Raw genomic sequence first — 20122 nt, 5'->3', positions numbered from 1 at the left:
TGGTCATGGACTTTCCGCTTTGCGCCGCCTTCGAGGTGAAGGTGAGGGCAACATGCGACGGTTAGCCGATTTCGTGGTGCGGTGGCCCTGGGCAGTGATCGGGGCCTGGGCCGCATTGCTGATCGCGCTACCGCTAACATTCCCCTCCCTCGGCGCGATGGCCGAGAAGCACCCGCTGGCAATCCTGCCCAACGATGCGCCGTCGAGCGTCGCCGCCAAGAAGATGACCGAGGCGTTCCACGAATCGGGCAACAACGATCTCTTGTTGGTGGCCCTGATCAACGAGAACGGGCTGAATTCCTCGGACGAGGCGACCTACCGCAAGCTGGTGGACGCGCTGCACGACGACGTGACAGATGTCGAGAGCGTTCAGGATTTCATCGGTACCCCACAGCTGCGACAGTTCCTGACCAGCAAGGACAAGACCACCTGGGTGCTTCCGGTGGGCCTGGTGGGTGAGCTGGGCACACCGCGGGCGATGGACTCGTTCAACCGGGTTTCCGAAGTCGTCAGACTCAGCACGGCAGGCAGCCCGCTGGCCGTGCACCTCACCGGTCCGGCGGCCACGGCAGCCGATCTCACCGTGGCGGGGGAGAAGGATCGGCTCCCGATCGAGATCGCGATCGCCGTACTGGTCCTGGCCGTGTTGTTGTTGGTCTACCGCAGCGCTGTCACGATGCTGCTGCCGTTGATCACGATCGGGTCGTCCCTGCTCATCGCGCAGGCACTGGTGGCGGGCTTTTCCCAATTGACCGGCGCGGGTGTCTCGAATCAGTCCGTCGTATTTCTGAGTGCGATCATGGCCGGTGCCGGCACCGATTATGCGGTCTTCCTGATCAGCCGCTATCACGACTATCTGCGATCGGACAACGATTTCGACCAGGCCGTGCGGGCCGCGATGATGTCGATCGGGAAGGTGATCTCGGCATCTGCCGCGACGGTAGGGCTGACGTTCCTGCTGCTGAGCTTCACGAAAATGGGTGTGTTCAAAACGGTCGGGGTGTCGGCCGCGATCGGTATCGGTGTGGCGTATCTGGCGGGAATGACCCTGTTGCCGGCCATCCTGGCTCTGGTCGGGCCCCGCGGCTGGGTCAAACCCCGGCGCGAGCTGACCGCCCGGTTCTGGCGGCGTTCGGGCATCCGCATCGTTCGTCGGCCGGTTCCGCATCTCGTCGCCAGCCTTGTGGTGTTGGCGCTGCTGGCCGGCGCCGCGATCTTCGCCCGCTACAACTACGACGATCGCAAGGTGGTGGCGGCGTCGGCGCCGAGTTCGATCGGATACGCCGCGGTGGAACGCCATTTCCCCATCGCCCAGTCCATTCCCGAATACATCCTCATCCAGTCACCGCACGACCTGCGCTCACCGCGTGGTCTGGCGGACCTGGAGCAGCTGGCGTCACGTGTCGCCCAGCTGCCGGATGTCGGCCTGGTCAGCGGCATCACCCGGCCACTGGGGGAGGTACCCGCGGAATTCCGGGCGACCTTCCAGGCCGGCATCGTCGGCGACCGGCTGGCCGACGGTTCCACCCAGATCGATCAGCGTTCGAGTGACCTCAACCGGCTGACGGCCGGGGCCGACACGTTGGCCGACAGCCTCGCCCAGGTGCGCGCCCAGATCAATCAGATCGCGCCCAGTCTGCAGAGCGCGGTCGACGCGGTCTCCTCCGTGCGCACGGAATACGGTGGCGACAAGCTGGTGAAGGACGTCGACACCGCGGCCAAGCTGGTCGACAGCATCAACGCGTTGTCCAACTCCATGGGTTACAACTTCTCCGCCGTCAAGAACATGTTCGCCTGGATCGGACCGGTGCTGACGGCGTTGAACGGCAATGCAGTCTGCGATGCCAACCCCTCGTGCAGTGACAGCCGCCTTCAGATGCAACGGCTCATGGACGCCAACCATGACGGAAGCCTCGACAACATCAACGATCTCGCCCACCAGCTCAACGGCGTCGGCGGTGGACAGACCCTCAACGCCACGGTCAAGAAGCTGAACGCGGCGCTGGCCAGCGTCACCAAGGCGGCCAATGCCATGGGGATGAACAAGCCCGGCGGTCCGCAGTCGGGCCTGAAGGACTTGCAGAGCGGTGCCAACCGCCTGGCCGGTGGAAGTCGCGAAGTGGCCGGTGGCGTGGACGAACTCGTCAAGCAGGTCAAGGTGATCTCGGCCGGGTTGGACCAGGCTTCGGCATTTCTGCTGACGATGCGCAACGACGCCGCGGATCCGGCGCAGGCGGGGTTCAACATCCCGCCCGAGGTGCTGAACATGGACGAGTTCAAGAAGGCCTCCGCTGCGTACGTCTCGCCGGACGGCAAGTCGGTGCGGTATCTGGTGCAGACGAAGCTCAACCCGTTCAGTCCCGAGGCCATGGACCAGGTCAACGAGATCCAGAACATCGCCCGGGGCGCGCAGCCCAACACCACGTTGGCCGACGCCTCGATATCGATGGGTGGTTTCCCCGCCGGCCTGCGGGATACGCGTGACTACTACCAGCAGGACATCCGGTTCATCATCATCGGCACCCTCGTCGTCGTGATGCTGATCCTGATGTTGTTGCTGCGTTCGCTCGTCGCGCCGATCTACCTCGTGGCGTCGGTGGTGATCTCCTACCTCGCCGCACTGGGGATCAGTGTCGTGGTGTTCCAATCGCTACTCGGCCAGCAATTGCATTGGAGCGTGCCGCCATTGGCCTTCGTTGTGCTGGTCGCGGTCGGAGCCGACTACAACATGCTCCTGGTGTCGCGAATGCGGGACGAGTCTCCGCACAGCATTCGGTACGGCATCATCCGCACACTGAGTTCGACCGGAGGGGTGATCACCGCAGCGGGCCTGATCTTCGCCGCCTCGGTTGCCGGTCTGATGTTCTCCAGCATCGGCATGGTGGTGCAGGGCGGCTTCGTGATCGGAGTCGGCATCTTGCTGGACACCTTCGTGGTGCGCACCATCACGGTGCCTGCCATCGCTGCGCTCCTCGGCAAGGCCAACTGGTGGCCGTCACGAATGAGCGATCAGAAATCGCTACGCACACCGGCGACCAGCGCGTGACCACGGCGGGAAGCGCGCATACGTGATGTATGGAAAACTCGAAACGAAGCAAAGCGGGCAGGTGCAGAGATGAAGAAGCTACTCGCAGGACTGACGGTGCTGGTAACTGCCGGTGTCACAGGGTGTTTCGGCGTCGGATCGGCGGCTGCCGATGACACTGCCGCCCCCGGCGTATCGAACGGTGGTGCGCCGCCCCCGGCGCCGGCAGACCCCGGGACCGCGTACGCCCTGGGCGGGGCTCACGTTCTCGGTATCCCGTACGACGAGTACATCCGCATGACGGGTGAGCAGTGGTTCCCCGGGATGAAGCGGGTGAAGGTCGACTACCCGGCAGGGCAGGTTCAGGGCCACACCCTGGAGCGTCTCTTCCCCGGGATCGGCCCGATCGGCGAGCAGATCTACCCGGGCCTCGGTCTCGACGGTCCCAGCATCGGCGAGTCGGTCGACGAGGGTGAAGGCAACCTCGACGCCGCCATCCGCAAGGGCGGCAAGGGAAGAGCGATGGGGCTGTCCGAGGGCGCGCTGGTGCTCAACGCTGTGAAGGCGCGGCTGGCCAACGATCCGACCGCCCCGCCGCCGGACCAACTGAGCTTCGCGACATTCGGAGACCCGATCGCCAAGTCTCCCTTCGGCGAGAGCTTCCTGACTCAGAACTTTCCCGTCGGCAGCGTCGTACCGTTCATGGACTACCGCATCCCGGAGCCTGTGGAGAGCCAGTACCACACCGACCAGTTCATCTCGGCCTACGACAGCATCGCCGACTGGCCGGACCGGCCCGACAACTGGATGAGCGTCATCAACGCAGTCGCCGGTCTGGCCACCGGTCACACCGCGATCGCCTTCACCAATCCGAGCAATGTTCCGCCGCAGAACATCAGGACGACGGTCAACTCCAAGGGCGCGACGACGACGACATATATGGTGCCCGAAGAGCACCTGCCCCTGGTGTTGCCCTTCAAGTACCTCGGATATGACCAGGGCACGCTGAATCAGCTGGACGCGATATTGAAGCCGCGGGTCGACGCGGGTTATTCGCGCAATGATGATCCGGCTACCGCGCCGGTCACCGTGGACCCGGTGAACGGCTTCGACCCCGCGGAGGTCACCGCACCGGCCAACGACGCGACGTTCGGCGGCGGCACCGATCCCATGTCGGAGATCGCCAACGGTGCCTTGTCCCTGTTGTCCGGCGGACATTGACAGCGGCGCCCGAGCCGACGAATTCGACGAGTGAGTACGGACGTGAAATGACGCTGACGACGCCTTCGCCCCAATCAACCATTCTCTCGATGCTGCACGGACGTGCCAGCCTGCGTCCGGACGACGTGGCTTTCACGTTCACCGATTACACCGACGACCCGGCCGGGGTGGCCGAGACCGTGACGTGGTCGCAGTTGTCCCGCCGGACGATGAATGTCGCACGACAGATCCGCCTGAACGGATCGGTTGGCGACCGGGCGGTGATCCTCGCTCCGCAGGGCCTGGAGTACATCCTGGCTTTCCTCGGTTCCATGCAGGCCGGGTTGATCGCGGTTCCGCTTCCGTTGCCCCATCGCGGCTCGAATCACGACCGGGTGAGTGCGGTCTTCGTCGATACGGCGCCTTCGGTGGTTCTCACGACCTCCGCGGTCGCGCAGGATGTCGGCGATTACGTGGATCAGTCACGTCTGGACACCGCTCCGAAGATCCTTCAGATCGAGTCCCTGGACGTCGATGTTCAGGACGGATCGGACGCGCCGAGCTTCGACACTTCGGATTACCCGGAGACGGCGTATCTGCAGTACAGCTCGGGTTCCACCCGACTGCCGACCGGGGTGATGATCTCGCACCGCAACCTGCAGGCGAATTTCGAGCAGTTGATGCGGTGCTTCTTCACGGATGGCGACCGTAAATCGATGGCGAACGCCACGATCGTGTCGTGGTTGCCCTTCTATCACGACATGGGACTGGTACTGGGTGTTTGCGCACCCATCCTGAGCGGCTATCGCGCCGCGTTGACCAGCCCGGTTGCGTTCCTGGAGAAGCCGTCCCGCTGGATCCGTGCGCTGGCCGAGAATCCTTCTGCCTTCTCGGCCGCACCCAATTTCGCCTTCGACCTCGCTGCGCGCAAGACCAAGGACGCTGACCTCGCCGGGCTCGATCTCGGCGGGGTGGTGGGCATCATCAATGGCGCCGAGCGCGTGGAGCCGGCCACTTTGGAGCGCTTCGCCGACCGGTTCGCTCACTTCAACTTCGCCGACCACATGCTGCGGCCGTCGTACGGGATGGCGGAGGCCACCGTCTTCGTGGCCACCGGCTCATGGTCCGAGTCGGCGGACGACGTGTATTTCGATGTCGACGAATTGGCAGCCGGCCGCGCCAAGCGCTGCGCGGCCAGAGCCGGCACCGCGCTGGTGCAGTACAAACTTCCGCAGTCTCCGATGGTGCGGGTCGTCGACGTCGACACCAACCAGGAATGCCCGCCGGACGCAGTCGGCGAGATCTGGGTGCACGGCGACAACGTCGCGGCCGGCTACTGGAGCAGGCCACCGGAGGAGCAGCAGTGTTTCGGCGCCACGCTGGTCGACCCGTCTCCGGGCACGGTCCACGCACCATGGCTGAAAACCGGTGACCTGGGCTTCGTCTCCGGCGGAGAGCTTTTCATCGTCGGTCGCATCAAGGATCTGCTGATCATTCGCGGGCGCAACCACTACCCCGAGGACATCGAGGCGACGGTCCAGCAGATCACCGGCGGCCGGGTGGCGGCCATCTCGGTTCCGGTGAACAGCACCGAGAAGCTGGTCACCGTCATCGAGCTGAAGAAGCGCGGCGAGTCCCCGGTGGAGGCCGGGCATTGGCTCACCGAGATCAAGAGCGATGTCACCTCCGCGATATCCAACGCGCATGGCCTGAACGTCGGGGATCTCGTTCTGGTCCCCCCGGGGTCGATACCCACCACGACGAGCGGCAAGATCCGCCGCGCCGCCTGTGTGGAACAGTATCGACAGGACGAATTCGCCCGGTTGGACGCCTGAGCGCGCACCCGCTGCGCGAGATTGCAGTAGTCCGGTACTTGATCCGTCGCGCCGCAGGCGAGTGATGATCTCTGGAGATTTCCAGGGAACATCACAGCTTGGGGGACCGTATGACCGATCGGGTCGTCGCTGGGGCGCCCCCGCCGCAGGTCCGCTCACCGAGCCTCGTGCAGAAGGTGGGTTTCGTTGCGTTTCGCCGCACGGCGATGCGGCACTGGATCAAGCGGCACGGACATATCTTCGAGATCAGCGCACCCGTCTTCGGGCGATTCGTGGTGGTGTCCGACCCCGCCCTGGTGCGCTCGGTGTGCACGGCGAGTGCCGAACAGTTGGTCAACGTGCGGCCGAACCTCGGCAGCCTGTTCGGGCCCGGCTCGATCTTTGCGCTCGACGGCGATGAGCATCGCGATCGGCGTCGCTTGATCGCGTCGGCGTTTCACCGGCACTGCCTCAAGGACCACGAGAAGCTGATTGAGGACGAGACGTTGCAGGAATGCGCGAATTGGCCTGAGGGCAAGGAATTCCGGACGCTCGAGCCGATGGAGCGAATCACGTTGAACATGATCCTGCGTGCCATCTTCGGTCCGGACGGGGCGGATGGATCCGAGGCGGAAAGGCTGCGCGAGGTCATCCCGCTCTTCACGGCATCTCGGACCGGACGTTGGATCCGGTGGGGCCGGTTGAACAACTACCGGCGAGACTACGACCGGATCGTCACCACGCTGATCGATCGGGCTGAAGCCGATCCGGGACTCGGCGATCGGGATGACGTCCTGGCCGTTTTACTGCGCAGCCGGCACGACGATGGGACCAGGATGTCGCGGCGGGACATCTGCGATGAACTGCTGGCGTTCATCGGTGCCGGCCAGGAAACCACCGCAGCGGCGCTGGCCTGGGCGTTCGAGCGGTTGCGGCGCCACCCGAGCGTGTTGGCCGAGCTGGTCCGGGAGATCGACGCGGGCGGCAGCGAGGTCCGGCGGGCCACGATCGTCGAACTGCTGCGTACCCGCACCGTCGTCGATGTGGTCGGTCGCCGGGTGCGGGCACCGTACTTCAGCCTGGGTGAGTGGCGGATACCGCAGGACCGCAATGTGCTTGTGCGCGTCGCCGATCTACACGAGGATCCCGAAAACTTCCCGCACCCAGAACGATTCGAGCCACGTCGATTCCTCGGCATCAGGCCGACGGCGCCGGAATGGCTGGCGTTCGGTGGCGGCGTACGCCGTTGCCCCGCAGCGGATTTCGCGATGGTCGAAATCGATGTCGTGCTACGGACCGTGCTGCGTGATTTCCGGATCCAGACCGATACCGCCGCTGATGAGAAGCCGCGCTTCCGCGGGATCGCCCATGTCCCCGGACGCGGCGGCCGCATCGTCCTCCATCGCCGGACCCCGGTCGGGGAAGTGGGTCATAGTGCCGACCACGATGGACTGCCCGGCTGAGGGGTGACAGGCGGGTTCCGATCAGTGCGATCGCGGACCTGGCCACCGGTGCCCGTCGCGACGATGATGGCTACGGACGGGCGGATCAGGGTCGAAGGGCGCTGTGTGAAGATGGAGGTGTTATGAGTGCAACAGAACTGAGCCCGACGTCTCTGCGTGAGGCGTTCGGCCACTTTCCGTCCGGTGTCATCGCGATCGCTGCCGAGGTAGAGGGCACTCTGGTCGGCTTGGCGGCCAGCACGTTCGTGCCGGTGTCGCTCGATCCGCCGCTGGTGTCGTTCTGCGTGCAGAACTCTTCGACCACCTGGCCCAAGCTCAAGGATCTCCCGTCGCTGGGGATCAGCGTGCTGGGCGAAGCCCACGACGAAGCGGCCCGCACCCTGGCCGCCAAGACCGGGGACCGGTTCGCCGGGCTGGAGACCGAGTCACGCGAATCCGGCGCCGTGTTCATCCACGGAACCAGCGTGTGGCTGGAGAGCGCCATCGAGCAGTTGGTCGAGGCCGGCGATCACACCATCGTGGTGCTGCGGGTCAGCGACATCACCGTCAACGCCGATGTCGCGCCGATCGTGTTCCACCGCAGCACGTTCCGCAAGCTCGGCGCCTGACGTAAGGGGCTTTAGCCCCGTCTCAGGGACGTGCGGCCAGTTCGTCGCGGTATTTGGCGATGCGCTGTTCGATCTCGCCGGCATCGTCCGGACGGCCCTCTTTCCGGGCCAGGTCGGCCCTGACCGACAGTTCGCGGATCGCGGTCCGGATCTCGTTGACGCTGTGAGTCTGTCCCATGCTCATGGAGCTGCCTTTCGACGGTGATTGGCTGCTTTGTCACGAGCCTACGCCGCCGACCAAACGCCGAGTGTGCGCTCAGATCGCGTACCCGCTTCGGATCGCGATCTGAACGCACACTCGGCGGAAGAAGCTAGCGCCTAAACAGCTTGTTGCCCAACCACACAATCGGGTCGTACTTGCGGTCGGCGACCCGTTCCTTCATCGGGATCAGCGCGTTGTCGGTGATCTTGATGTTCTCCGGGCATACCTCGGTGCAGCACTTGGTGATGTTGCAGTAGCCGAGGCCGAAGTCGTCCTGAGCCATGTCCTTGCGGTCCATGACGTCGAGCGGGTGCATGTCCAACTCCGCGATCCGCATGTGGAACCGCGGGCCGGCGAACGCCTCTTTGTTCTCCTCGTGATCACGCACGACGTGGCACACGTTTTGGCACAGGAAGCACTCGATGCACTTGCGGAATTCCTGGCTGCGCTCGACGTCCTCTTGCTGCATCCGGTACTCGCCGGGCTGCAGGTCCTTCGGCGGGGTGAACGAGGGGATCTGGCGGGCCTTCTCGTAGTTGAAGGAAACGTCGGTCACCAGGTCGCGCATCACCGGGAACGTCCGCATCGGCGTCACAGTGACGGTTTCGTCGGGGTCGAAGGTCGACATCCGCGTCATGCACATCAGCCGCGGGCGGCCGTTGATCTCCGCCGAGCACGATCCGCACTTGCCTGCCTTGCAGTTCCACCGCACCGCCAGGTCACCGGCCTGGGTGGCCTGCAGCCGGTGGATGATATCCAACACCACCTCACCGTCGTTCACCTCGACGGTGTAGTCGTGTAGCTCGCCTCCGGTCTCGTCGCCGCGCCACACCCGCAGGTTCGCGTCATACGCACTCATGCTCAGCCCTTCCTATCGGGGTGCTCGGCCAGTTCTTGCTCGGTGTAATACTTTTCGAGTTCGGACAGTTCGAACGTCGCCAGCAGGTCTTCCCGCATGGGCAGCTGCGCCTCGGGCGTCACGGTCACGTCCGGCACCACCTGATCCTCGCCGGACGCACGGCACACCAGCAGGGTGTTGCGCCAGTTGGCGTCCATCTCCGGATGGTCGTCGCGGGTGTGTCCGCCGCGGCTTTCGGTGCGGGTCAGCGCGGCCTTGGCGACGCACTCGCTGACCAGCAGCATGTTGCGCATGTCGATGGCCAGGTGCCAGCCCGGGTTGAAGACGCGACCGCCCTCGACGCTGACGTTGTGCACGCGGGTGCGCAGCTCGGCCAGCTTGGTCAGCGCCTCCTCGATCTCTTCGGCCTTGCGGATGATGCCGACCAGGTCGTTCATGCACTGCTGCAGTTCGGCGTGCAGCGTGTACGGATTCTCCGGGTTCGTGTGAGTTTCGAACGGCGACAACGCGAGTTCGGTGGCCTCGATGAGTGCGGCCTCCGACACCTTGGGCCGCTCCGGCAACGCCTGCACATAGTCGGCTGCACCGAGGCCGGCGCGTCGACCGAACACCAGCAGATCTGAAAGTGAATTGCCGCCAAGGCGATTCGAGCCGTGCATACCGCCCGAGCACTCGCCCGCTGCGAACAGCCCGAGGGTGGCGGCGCCTCCGGTGTCCGGATCCACCTCGATACCGCCCATCACGTAGTGACAGGTCGGGCCGACTTCCATCTCGTCCTTGGTGATGTCGACTTCGGCCAGTTCCATGAACTGGTGGTACATCGAGGGCAGCCGCCGCTTGATCTCCTCGGTGGGCATGCGCGACGCGATGTCGAGATAGACACCACCGTGCGGCGAACCGCGGCCCGCCTTGACCTCGGAGTTGATGGCGCGGGCCACCTCGTCGCGAGGGAGCAGATCAGGGGTGCGCCGCGCGGAGTCGTTGTCCTTGAGCCACTGGTCGGCTTCTTCCTCCGTCTCGGCGTACTGGCCCTTGAACACCGAGGGGATGTAGTCGAACATGAACCGCTTGCCCTCGGAGTTCTTCAGCACCCCGCCGTCACCGCGGACACCTTCGGTGACCAGGATGCCCTTGACCGACAGCGGCCAGACCATCCCGGTCGGGTGGAACTGGATGAACTCCATGTTGATCAGACCGGACCCGGCGCGCAGCGCCAGGGCGTGGCCGTCACCGGTGTACTCCCAGGAGTTCGACGACACCTTGAACGACTTGCCGATACCGCCGGTGGCCAGCACGATCGCGGGCGCCTCGAACAGGACGAAGTTGCCGGTCTCGCGGTAGTACCCGAAGGCTCCCGCGATTCTCTTTGCGCCGCCTGAATCTTCCAAGATCAGCTCGGTGATCGAGCACTCGTGGAAGACCTTGATCCGGGCTTCGTAGTCGCCGAGCTCGGCCTTGTCCTCCTGCTGCAGCGAGACGATCTTCTGCTGCAGGGTGCGGATGATCTCGAGGCCGGTGCGGTCGCCGACGTGGGCCAGCCGAGGGTAGGTGTGCCCGCCGAAGTTGCGCTGACTGATCCGGCCGTCCTTGGTCCGGTCGAACAGCGCGCCATAGGTTTCCAGCTCCCACACCCGGTCCGGGGCTTCCTGCGCGTGCAGCTCGGCCATCCGCCAGTTGTTCAGGAACTTGCCGCCGCGCATGGTGTCACCGAAGTGGACCTGCCAGGAGTCCTTGGTGTTGACGTTGCGCATCGCCGCGGCGCACCCGCCCTCGGCCATCACGGTGTGGGCCTTGCCGAACAGCGACTTGGTCACCACCGCCACGCGCAGGCCGCGTTCGCGTGCCTCGATCACGGCGCGCAGTCCAGCCCCACCGGCACCGATCACGACTACGTCGTAGGAGTGCCGTTCCAATTCCGATGTCATGCAGTCTTTATCCCTAATTTGTGTAAACGGTTGCTAACCAATGAATCTCAGGTCAGAGATGGTGCCACTGGCTACCAGCATGATGTAGAAGTCCGTCAGCATCAGAGTGCCCAGCGTGATCCACGCGTACTGCTTGTGGCGGACGTTGAGCCTGCTGATCTGCGTCCACATCCAGTACCGCACAGGGTGTTTGGAGAAGTGCTTGAGGCGTCCGCCCGCGACGTGGCGGCACGAATGGCAGGACAGTGTGTAGACCCACAGCATGATGACGTTGCCCAGCAGGACGAGGTTGCCGAGTCCGAAGCCGAAGCCGCTGGCGGTCTTGTCCGAGTGGAACGCGACGATCGCGTCATAGGAGTTGATCAGCGAGATGATGCCGGCGATGTAGAAGAAGTACCGGTGGGTGTTCTGGATGATCAGCGGCAGCCGGCTCTCGCCCGTGTACTTCGCGTGCGGCTCGGCGACCGCGCATGCGGTGGGGGACTGCCAGACCGAGCGGTAGTACGCGCCGCGGTAGTAGTAGCAGGTCAGGCGGAACAGCAGCAGGAACGGCAGTGAGAAGGCCGCGTAGGGCAGCCACCACACGTCGGGGAGGACCTGCGGCCAGAAGTGGCTGGCCTCGGGGGTGCAGCCCTGGCTGACGCACGGTGAGTAGAACGGCGTCAGATAGTTGTACTGCGGTACGTAGTAATTGCTCTGTAGGAAAGCGCGCACAGTCGCATAGACGACGAAGGCGGCGAAGCCGAGATCGACGACCAGGGGCGACTGCCACCACCGATCGGTTCGGAGAGTGCGCTCGGGGATCTGCGCTCGTGTTGACGAGAAGACCCCGGTCGCGCGACGGTCAGCAGTGGGTGCGCTCACGGTTCCCTTTCTTCAGTTCAGTTGTGCGACGGGCGCAGGCGCCCGCGTGCTCAGCGGTATCCGCCGAGACCCTCGTCGGCGACGTCCTGCCAGAACTCGCTTCCGTATTGGGTGTCGGGGATGCCGATCTTTTCGCGGCCTTGTTTTTGGCGAGTCACGCCGTGACGCATCTCCAACTCTTCGGCGTCGATGTCCAACCGCTCGATGTCGTTGAGGATCCGCTCGGCGTCGTTCACGACGCGGCGCATGGCGGGGGAATCCCCGTACTTCGCCGCCAACGTGGTGACGCAACGACGCATGTCGCCGATCAGGTTGTGCAGTTCGGAGAACTCAGTGGTGGTGGACAAGTGACCTCCTCGGGCTGAAGGTGTCGGGGCTCACAGTACGACAACCAATGCTAGCCACATCACGATCGGGACGTGATGCGCATCACGTCGACTCGCTCGACGGTCGGCGCACCGGATGAGCTCTGGGAACCCAGGTCGTAGTGTTGGTTTCGCCGGCTTCGCGGCCGGTTGGAGGACATCTGAGCAGCACATCTGAGTATCTGGAGGACGTATGAGTGAGACCACGTTGCAGGACCGGGCTGCGGCGCTGCTGGCGCTGCACCGGCCCGGCAACCCCGTTGTGCTGCCCACGGTCTGGGACGCCTGGTCGGCCCGGTTGGCGGTCGGCGAGGGGTTTTCCGCACTCACGGTGGGCAGCCACCCACTGGCCGAGTCCATCGGCAAGGTCGATGGCGAGGGAATGTCATTCGACGACGTGCTGACCCGGGTACGGCAGATCACCGAGGCGGTGGATGTGCCGGTGTCGGTGGACATCGAATCCGGCTACGGCGAGCGGCCGGAGCGGCTGATCGAAGGCCTGCTCGACGTCGGCGCGGTCGGCTTCAACCTTGAGGACACCGTGCACAAGGAGGACAAGCGGCTACGCAGTCCGGCCGAGCATGCCGAGTTGGTCGGGCAGTTGCGCGCCGCCGCCGACGCCGCGGGTGTGCACGTCGTGATCAATGCGCGCACGGACCTGTTCCTGCGCAAGGACGGGGACGCCGCCGATCGGGTCGATCGGGGGATCGCACGCCTGTCCGAGGCGGCGGCTGCCGGCGCCGATTCGCTGTTCCCGGCCGGCCTGGCCGACCCGGAAGGGCTGGGGCGCTTCGTTTCTGCCGTGCCACTGCCCGTCAGCGTGACGGTTCCGGCGGACTCGGCCGACCTCGCGGCGTTGGCGGAGATCGGAGTGGGGCGGATTACCTTCGGGCCGTTCCTGCAGGCCGTGCTGAGTGCGCGGGCCAAGGACGTGCTGGGCCGCTGGCGCTAGCCCGTTCGCGGCCGACCGGGCTTTTTGCGCGAACTGCCGCTTCTCGATGTGCGATCTGTGCCAATAATGACGCACTGATACGTCGAGCAGGCGGGATGCGGCGATGGGTTGGCGCATGAGAAGTGTGATGACACTGGCTGCGGCCGGTGGGCTGGTGCTCAGTGGGATCGGTGCGGCACCAGCCGGGGCAGCGACGACGGTGCCGTTGTCGAACTCCATCCGGGGGTGCGATTTCACGAAGGCGTTGTTTCTCGGCGGGATGGGCTCGGGCACCGGCTCCGGCCGGGCCAGCATCGGCGCCGACGGCTCGCACGTGGGTGCCGAGGTGTCGCTGCAGTCGGCCACGCCCGACACCGACTACCGGGTCAGGCTCATCCAACTGCCGCGGCCGTCGGTGGCGACGTGCAACGTCGGGGATCCCGGTGTGGCGGGCGCAACGCTGCACACCGATGCGAGTGGGACAGCGACCGTGACGGTCGCCGGCCAGTTGGCTGCGGATGCCACGCAGGCCTGGGTGGTTGTCGAGGGGCCGCCGCCACCGGGACGCATTCGCGGTGACGTCTACAGCTCGGACTTCCCGGTAAACATCTGACTCATGCGAAAGCCGGTGGAATCCAAGAGATTCCACCGGCTTTCGGCGTCAGTCGGACGAATCACCGCAGGCGGACGCGGACGGCCAGCGCCGCACATCCGATGACCACCGCGCCGCCGAGCACCGTCGACCAGGTCAGCCGTTCGTGCAGTAGCAGGGCGGCCCAGCCGAGGGTGAGAACCGGTTGGATCAGCTGCACCTGGCTCACCTGTGTCATGGGTCCGATGGCCAGGCCGCGGTACCAGGCGAAGAAGCCCAGGTACATGCTGACGGCGGCGAGGTAGCCGAACGCCGCCCACTGCACCGTCGTCGCATGCGGCGGTTCCTGCACCACCGCCAGCGTCGTCAAGGCCAGCATCACCGGCGCGGCAACCACGAGGGCCCACGACACGGTCTGCCACGCGCCCAGTTCCCTGGCCAGCAAACCACCCTCGGCGTAGCCGATCGCCGCGGCGATCACCGCGCCGAACAGCAGCAGGTCCGGCCAGCTCAGATGGCCGAGGCCCGCGCCGTGCACCATGGCGAACACCACCGCCGCCAGCGCCCCGGCGGCGGCCAACACCCAGAAGGTGACCGGCGGACGCTCGTGTCCGCGCAGCACCGCGCACACTGCGGTGGCGGCCGGAAGCAGCGCCACCACGATGGCGCCGTGGCTGGCAGGGACGATCGTGAGCGCATAGGACGTCAGTAGCGGAAACCCGGCCACGACCCCGGCGGCCACCACGGCCAGCCGCGCCCACTGCCGGCCCCCGGGCAGTGCCTGTCGGGTCAGGGTGAGGGCGGCGACCGCGATGGCGGCGGCGACGACGGCTCGCCCGGCGCCGATGAACAGGGGAGACAGTCCGTCGATGGCGACCTTGGTGAACACGATGGTGAACGAGAAAGCCGTCACGCCCAACAATCCCCACCACAACCCAGGGCGGGATAGCGCTGACGAACTCTTCTGAGTAGCGCTACTCTGTTTCAACATGGATAACGATAGCACTGACCGCATCGTGTCCGGTCTGCGAAAGTGGGTCGCCACCGCGCCGCCGGGCGCGCAGCTACCGTCCAACCGCACTCTGGTGGCGAAGTACGCGGCCAGCCCGGTGACGGTGGCCAAGGCCATGCGCACGCTGCGCAGCCAGGGCCTGGTGGAGAGCCGACCGGGCGTCGGGACGTTCGTGCGCGCGGTGCGCAGCGCGCGCCTTCCCGACTACGGATGGCAGACGGCCGCCCTGGGATCCCCGCAAGCGCGGATCCCGGCGCTGTCGACTCCGCTGCGGAGCGTCGCCCCCGACCTGATCGCGTTGCACTCCGGCTATCCCGTTCACGAACTGCTTCCGCAGCGGTTGGTTCGCACCGCATTCGCCCGGGCGGCCCGCGGGGACGCTGCGCTGAGCCCGGCGCCTGCCCCCGGCCGCTCCGATCTGCAGGCCTGGTTCGCCCAGGAATTGGCCGAGTCGTTCGGGGCCGGCGTGACCGCGCCGACCGCACGTGAGGTGATCGTGTTGCCCGGCAGTCAGAGTGGCCTGAGCTCCATCTTTCGCGCCCTGGTCGGATTCGGGCAGCCGATGTTGATCGAGTCGCCCAGTTACTGGGGCGCCATTCTGGCAGCGGCCCAGAGCGGTGTGCGGTTGGTGCCGGTGCCGAGCGGGCCGAGAGGCCCTGACCCCGAGGAACTTTCGCGCGCGTTCGCCGAGAGCGGCGCCCGGGTGTTCTACGCTCAGCCCAACTTCGCCAATCCGACCGGTGCGCAATGGGATCCGGACCTGGCCGGCGAGGTACTCGAGGTGGTGCGCAGTCACGGCGCTTTCCTGGTCGAGGACGACTGGGCCCACGATTTCGGTATCGACAGCACGTCCCGGCCGGTGGCGGCCTCCGACGACGCGGGCCACGTCATCTATCTGAGGTCGCTGACCAAGAGTGTGTCGCCGTCGGTCCGGGTGGCCGCGATGGTGGCCAGAGGTCCTGCGCGCGACCGGATTCTCGCCGATCGCGGAGCGGAGTCGATGTATGTCAGTGGGCTGTTGCAGGCCGCCGCGCTGGATGTGGTGACCCAGCCGGCCTGGGGAACCCACTTGCGCGACGTGCGTCGGCAACTGCGGGCCCGACGTGACCAGTTGATTGCCGCGCTGACCGAGCACGCACCCGGCGCGCAGTTGGAGCAGGTGCCCCGCGGTGGGCTGCACCTGTGGCTGCGCCTGCCCGATGCGATCAACCTGCAGCGCCTGGTGCGTGAGTGTGAGACCGAGTCGGTGCTGGTCGCGGCGGGCAATGAGTGGTTTCCCGCCGAGCCGTCCGGGCCTTACCTGCGACTCAACTATTCCGGGCCGGATCCGCAGCGTTTTGACGAGGCGGCCCGGGTCATCGGCCGGGCGCTGGAGCGCCAAGCGGGCTGACGGGCACACCACCCGGCAATCTCACATCTGCGGCGCGCGGGCCGTGAGCACACCGTGACGGGCGATTCACACAGCGCGACATTTCGGCAACGTCGGGTTCCTAACCTCGCCGTATGTCGTCAACACAGAACGTCGTTGTCATCGGACACGGCATGGTGGGACACCGCTTCGTCGAGGCGTTGCGGTCCCGTGACGCCGCGGGCACCTGGCGGGTCACCGTCTTGTCCGAGGAAACTGACGCCGCCTATGACCGGGTCGGCCTGACCGGTTACACCGAGCACTGGGACCGGTCCCGGCTGGCGCTGCCGGGTAATGCCTACTCCGGTGACGACCGGGTCGACCTGCGGCTGGGCTGCGCGGTCGCCGAGATCGACCGGGACGCCAAGACTGTGCGCACCGCAGACGGCGAGAGCATCAGCTACGACGCGCTGGTGCTGGCCACCGGTTCGTATGCCTTCGTGCCGCCGGTGCCCGGCCATGACCTGCCGCACTGCCACGTCTACCGCACGCTGGACGACCTCGACGCCATCCGGGCCGGCGCACTGGCCGCGCGTGATTCGAAGACGCCGGTCGGTGTGGTGATCGGTGGCGGCCTGCTCGGCCTGGAGGCCGCGAATGCGTTGCGCGCGTTCGGGTTGGCGACCCACGTCCTGGAGATGTCGCCGCATCTGATGGCGGCCCAGCTCGATCCGGCCGGCGGTGCCCTGTTGAACCGGATGATCAGGGGTCTCGGCATCGAGGTGCACACCGGCGTCAGCACCGAGAGCATCCAGCCGGTGCAGCGGCACAAGCCGCTGAAGAAATCCCGGACCGACGATTCGGTGCGGGTGTCGCTCAATGACGGCAGCAGTGTCGATGCCAGTGTGATCGTGTTCGCGGCCGGCGTACGTCCGCGTGACGAGCTGGCCCGTCAAGCCGGGCTCGACATCGCACAGCGCGGTGGTGTGATGACTGATTTGTCTTGTGTGACCAGTGATCCCAGCATCTTCGCGATCGGTGAGGTGGCAGCGATCGAGGGGCGTTGCTACGGATTGGTGGGCCCCGGCTACACCAGCGCCGAGGTGGTCGCCGACCGGCTGCTCGGCGGCGCGGCCGAGTTCCCCGAGGCCGATATGTCCACCAAGCTCAAGCTGCTCGGCGTGGACGTGGCCAGCTTCGGCGATGCCCAGGGCCGGACACCCAACTGCCTGGATGTCGTCGTCAATGATCCGGTGAAGCAGACCTACGCCAAGCTGGTCCTCTCCGATGACGCCAAGACGCTGCTCGGCGGCATCCTGGTCGGTGACGCCTCGGCTTACGGGGTGCTGCGGCCGATGGTGGCCAGCGAGCTGCCCGGCGACCCGCTGTCGTTGATCGCACCGGCTGCTGAAGGCGCGTCCGGGGCCTCGGCTCTCGGTGTCGGTGCGCTGCCCGACATCGCCCAGATCTGCTCGTGCAACAACGTGACCAAGGGTGATCTCAAGGAAGCCATCTGCGGCGGCTGCGACGATGTGCCCGGCCTGAAGAAGTGCACGCTGGCCGGCACGTCCTGTGGGTCCTGCGTCCCGCTGCTCAAGCAGCTGCTGGAGGCGGAGGGCGTCGAGCAGTCCAAGGCGCTGTGCGAGCACTTCAGCCAGTCGCGCGCCGAACTCTTCGAGATCATCGGTGCGACCGAGATCCGTACCTTCTCCGGTCTGATCGAGAAGTTCGGTACCGGAAAGGGTTGCGACATCTGCAAACCCACGGTCGCGTCGATCCTGGCCTCCACCAGTTCCGACCACGTGCTCTCCGGTGAGCAGGCCTCACTGCAGGATTCGAACGACCACTTCCTGGCCAACATCCAGAAGAACGGCAGTTACTCGGTGGTGCCGCGGTCGCCCGGCGGGGAGATCACCCCGGAGCAGCTGATCCTGATCGGCGAGATCGCAAGGGATTTCGATCTCTACACCAAGATCACCGGTGGTCAGCGGATCGACATGTTCGGTGCCCGCGTCGAGCAGTTGCCGCAGATCTGGGCGCGTCTGGTCGAGGGTGGCATGGAGTCCGGGCACGCCTACGGCAAGTCGCTGCGCACCGTGAAGAGCTGCGTGGGCAGCACCTGGTGCCGGTACGGGCAGCAGGATTCGGTGAACATGGCCGTCGAGATCGAGAAGCGCTACCGGGGCCTGCGCGCGCCGCACAAGATCAAGATGGCCGTCTCCGGATGTGCGCGTGAGTGCGCGGAGGCGCAGAGCAAGGACGTCGGCATCATCGCCACCGAACAGGGCTGGAACCTCTACGTGTGTGGCAACGGCGGCATGTCACCGCGGCACGCCCAGCTTCTGGCCGGGGATCTCGATGACGAGACGCTGATCCGCTACATCGACCGTTTCCTGATGTTCTACATCCGCACCGCGGATCGGCTGCAACGGACGGCGCCCTGGTTGGAAGCTCTTGATGGCGGGCTGGACCACCTGCGCGAGGTCGTGTGCGATGACTCCCTCGGTCTGGCAGCCGAATTCGAGGCGGCCATGGAACGCCACGTCGATGGCTATGCCTGCGAATGGAAGGGCGTGCTCGAGGATCCGGAGAAGCTCTCGCGCTTCGTGTCGTTCGTCAATGCACCCGATGTGGACGATCCGACCATCACCTTCACCGAGCGTGGCGGCCGGAAGGTGCCGGGCGCTATGGATTTCGCGCCCGCGAGGAGCGCAACAGAGCTGGGTATGCCGGCGATCATCCAGGAGGCGAAATGACTCTGCTCGACGATGGCAACGACGTGTACACCCCTTCGGTTTCGGGGTGGACGACGGCCTGCCGCTATGACTACCTGATGCCCTGCCGTGGCGTCGCGGTACTGCTTCCCGACGGCTCGCAGGCGGCACTGTTCCGTCTCGACGACGGCTCGCTGCGCGCGGTGGGAAACATCGACCCGTTCTCCGGCGCGGCGGTGCTCTCCCGCGGGATCGTGGGTGATCGCGGCGGATGCGCGACGGTGCAGTCGCCGATCAAGAAACAGGCGTTCGCGCTCGACGACGGTCGTTGTCTCGACGACACCGCCGTGGCGATCCCGGTCTACCGGACCCGGGTCACCCCGGGCGGGTTCGTTCAGCTCGCGGCCTGATTCTCGGTCGTCCGGCTCCAGTGCGCGTCACGGCCCTGGAGTTTGCGACGTTCCACGGCGCCGCGTCGTTCGAGCACCGTCAGATTGCGGTACACCGACTCGATCACGACGGGTGCGCGGAAATGCTCGTGCATGTCGTCGCGTAGCTGTGCGGTCGTCATCGGCCGGGACGTGCGTTCCAGGGTGTTCAACAGGTGTTCACGCAGACGTTCGGCCGGGACCCGGTTACCGGGTCGCACGGCCGAGTACGCCGCCGTGGCGGGCAGCGCCCACCGGTGTTGTCACCTGCACCTTTACCTGCACTCCCGTCGCATCGTCCGATGATCGCGATAACGATAGCTGAGTATTCGGGTCCGATCTGACACGGTGAGCCGTCGGCAAACGATCGGGAAATTTGTTACTGCGTCAACTACCTGTACAGCGGTGGTTTCTTCGGGAAATTTGCCAGAATTGCACCATCGGTGAATGTCATCAATGGCGTGGCGTACCTCTCGCTGGCTAACTAGAATAGTTCGCTGGGTGTGTTTAGACTCCCTCTCAAGGAAGCGGCGTCAGAGGGGCTGACAAGGGATGTTTGCGCGTTCGGTATTGAATCTGGTGGGGGCGGCAGCGATGCTGGGCGCACTCGGGGCAGCGTTGATGCCTCTGGGTTTGAATGCCGTGGATCGTGCCGGCGAACCCATTCCGTGCGGTAACGGAGCACATCCGAACTACCAAGTTGCCGCCCAGCAGGACCGCCTGAACCTGGATCAACACACGCTCGCCGGGCCGGGATACATGGCCAGTGACT

At 65.7% G+C, this 20122-nt stretch carries 17 protein-coding genes; 10 read left to right on the top strand and 7 right to left on the bottom strand.

The window, feature by feature from the left end:
* The first annotated feature begins 52 nt into the window (after positions 1-52).
* The 5 genes from AC4LGL_RS00425 to AC4LGL_RS00405 all read left to right on the top strand — a co-directional run bounded on the left by AC4LGL_RS00425 (position 53) and on the right by AC4LGL_RS00405 (position 8110).
* A complete protein-coding gene (locus AC4LGL_RS00425) occupies positions 53-3046 on the top strand; it encodes an MMPL/RND family transporter (protein ID WP_491837113.1) in 2994 nt (997 codons plus the stop codon).
* A 69-nt stretch (positions 3047-3115) separates the two neighbouring features.
* On the top strand, positions 3116-4246 hold the full coding sequence (gene pe, locus AC4LGL_RS00420) for an acyltransferase PE (protein ID WP_491837112.1): 1131 nt from the start codon (positions 3116-3118) through the stop codon (positions 4244-4246).
* Between the two features lie 47 nt (positions 4247-4293).
* Positions 4294-6060 carry an AMP-binding protein gene (locus AC4LGL_RS00415; protein ID WP_491837111.1) on the top strand — a complete coding sequence of 589 codons (1767 nt, stop codon included), beginning with the start codon at positions 4294-4296 and terminating at the stop codon, positions 6058-6060.
* 110 nt (positions 6061-6170) lie between these two features.
* Positions 6171-7502, top strand: coding sequence for a cytochrome P450 (locus AC4LGL_RS00410; RefSeq protein WP_491837110.1), 1332 nt, complete (start codon positions 6171-6173; stop codon positions 7500-7502).
* Positions 7503-7624: 122 nt separating this feature from the next.
* Complete coding sequence (locus AC4LGL_RS00405) at positions 7625-8110, top strand: flavin reductase family protein (RefSeq protein ID WP_276126276.1); 486 nt, start codon at positions 7625-7627, stop codon at positions 8108-8110.
* A 22-nt stretch (positions 8111-8132) separates the two neighbouring features.
* Here AC4LGL_RS00405 and AC4LGL_RS00400 read toward each other — a convergent pair whose 3' ends face one another.
* The 5 genes from AC4LGL_RS00400 to AC4LGL_RS00380 form a co-directional block, all read right to left on the bottom strand.
* Positions 8133-8294 (bottom strand): hypothetical protein, encoded by a 162-nt coding sequence (locus tag AC4LGL_RS00400; RefSeq protein WP_110762097.1) that lies wholly within the window; start codon positions 8292-8294, stop codon positions 8133-8135.
* 127 nt (positions 8295-8421) lie between these two features.
* Positions 8422-9171, bottom strand: a complete 750-nt coding sequence (locus tag AC4LGL_RS00395; protein ID WP_055119709.1) for a succinate dehydrogenase/fumarate reductase iron-sulfur subunit — start codon at positions 9169-9171, stop codon at positions 8422-8424.
* A 2-nt stretch (positions 9172-9173) separates the two neighbouring features.
* Positions 9174-11096: a fumarate reductase/succinate dehydrogenase flavoprotein subunit gene (locus AC4LGL_RS00390; protein ID WP_491837109.1), complete on the bottom strand. Its 1923-nt coding sequence runs from the start codon at positions 11094-11096 to the stop codon at positions 9174-9176.
* 33 nt (positions 11097-11129) lie between these two features.
* Entirely contained in the window at positions 11130-11960 is an 831-nt protein-coding gene (gene sdhC, locus AC4LGL_RS00385; protein ID WP_491837108.1) for a succinate dehydrogenase subunit SdhC, read from the bottom strand.
* A gap of 50 nt (positions 11961-12010) precedes the next feature.
* Positions 12011-12307: an Rv0250c family protein gene (locus AC4LGL_RS00380; protein WP_055119715.1), complete on the bottom strand. Its 297-nt coding sequence runs from the start codon at positions 12305-12307 to the stop codon at positions 12011-12013.
* Positions 12308-12518: 211 nt separating this feature from the next.
* Between AC4LGL_RS00380 and AC4LGL_RS00375 the strand changes: the two genes are divergently transcribed.
* Together AC4LGL_RS00375 and AC4LGL_RS00370 are read left to right on the top strand one after the other, a co-directional pair.
* A complete protein-coding gene (locus AC4LGL_RS00375; protein WP_491837107.1) occupies positions 12519-13277 on the top strand; it encodes an isocitrate lyase/PEP mutase family protein in 759 nt (252 codons plus the stop codon).
* A gap of 115 nt (positions 13278-13392) precedes the next feature.
* Positions 13393-13869, top strand: a complete 477-nt coding sequence (locus tag AC4LGL_RS00370) for a hypothetical protein (protein WP_491837106.1) — start codon at positions 13393-13395, stop codon at positions 13867-13869.
* A gap of 61 nt (positions 13870-13930) precedes the next feature.
* On the opposite strand, the gene AC4LGL_RS00365 is transcribed toward AC4LGL_RS00370, so the two are convergent.
* On the bottom strand, positions 13931-14839 hold the full coding sequence (locus AC4LGL_RS00365; RefSeq protein WP_491837105.1) for a DMT family transporter: 909 nt from the start codon (positions 14837-14839) through the stop codon (positions 13931-13933).
* Between AC4LGL_RS00365 and AC4LGL_RS00360 the strand changes: the two genes are divergently transcribed.
* From AC4LGL_RS00360 to nirD, 3 genes are all read left to right on the top strand, one after another.
* Positions 14838-16250: an aminotransferase-like domain-containing protein gene (locus AC4LGL_RS00360; protein ID WP_491837104.1), complete on the top strand. Its 1413-nt coding sequence runs from the start codon at positions 14838-14840 to the stop codon at positions 16248-16250. The genes AC4LGL_RS00365 and AC4LGL_RS00360 overlap by 2 nt on opposite strands.
* A 113-nt stretch (positions 16251-16363) precedes the next feature.
* Positions 16364-18964 carry a nitrite reductase large subunit NirB gene (gene nirB, locus AC4LGL_RS00355; protein ID WP_491837103.1) on the top strand — a complete coding sequence of 867 codons (2601 nt, stop codon included), beginning with the start codon at positions 16364-16366 and terminating at the stop codon, positions 18962-18964.
* The gene (nirD, locus tag AC4LGL_RS00350) at positions 18961-19332 is read left to right on the top strand and encodes a nitrite reductase small subunit NirD (RefSeq protein WP_491837102.1); all 372 of its coding nucleotides are present in this window, start codon (positions 18961-18963) and stop codon (positions 19330-19332) included. Before nirB ends, nirD begins: the two co-directional genes overlap by 4 nt.
* Here the strand turns inward: nirD and AC4LGL_RS00345 are convergent.
* Positions 19317-19571, bottom strand: a complete 255-nt coding sequence (locus tag AC4LGL_RS00345) for a transcriptional repressor (protein ID WP_491837101.1) — start codon at positions 19569-19571, stop codon at positions 19317-19319. The genes nirD and AC4LGL_RS00345 overlap by 16 nt on opposite strands.
* Positions 19572-20122 lie beyond the last annotated feature (551 nt).

Source organism: Mycolicibacterium arcueilense (assembly GCF_058536225.1).
This window is presented reverse-complemented; position numbering and strand designations above follow the sequence as displayed.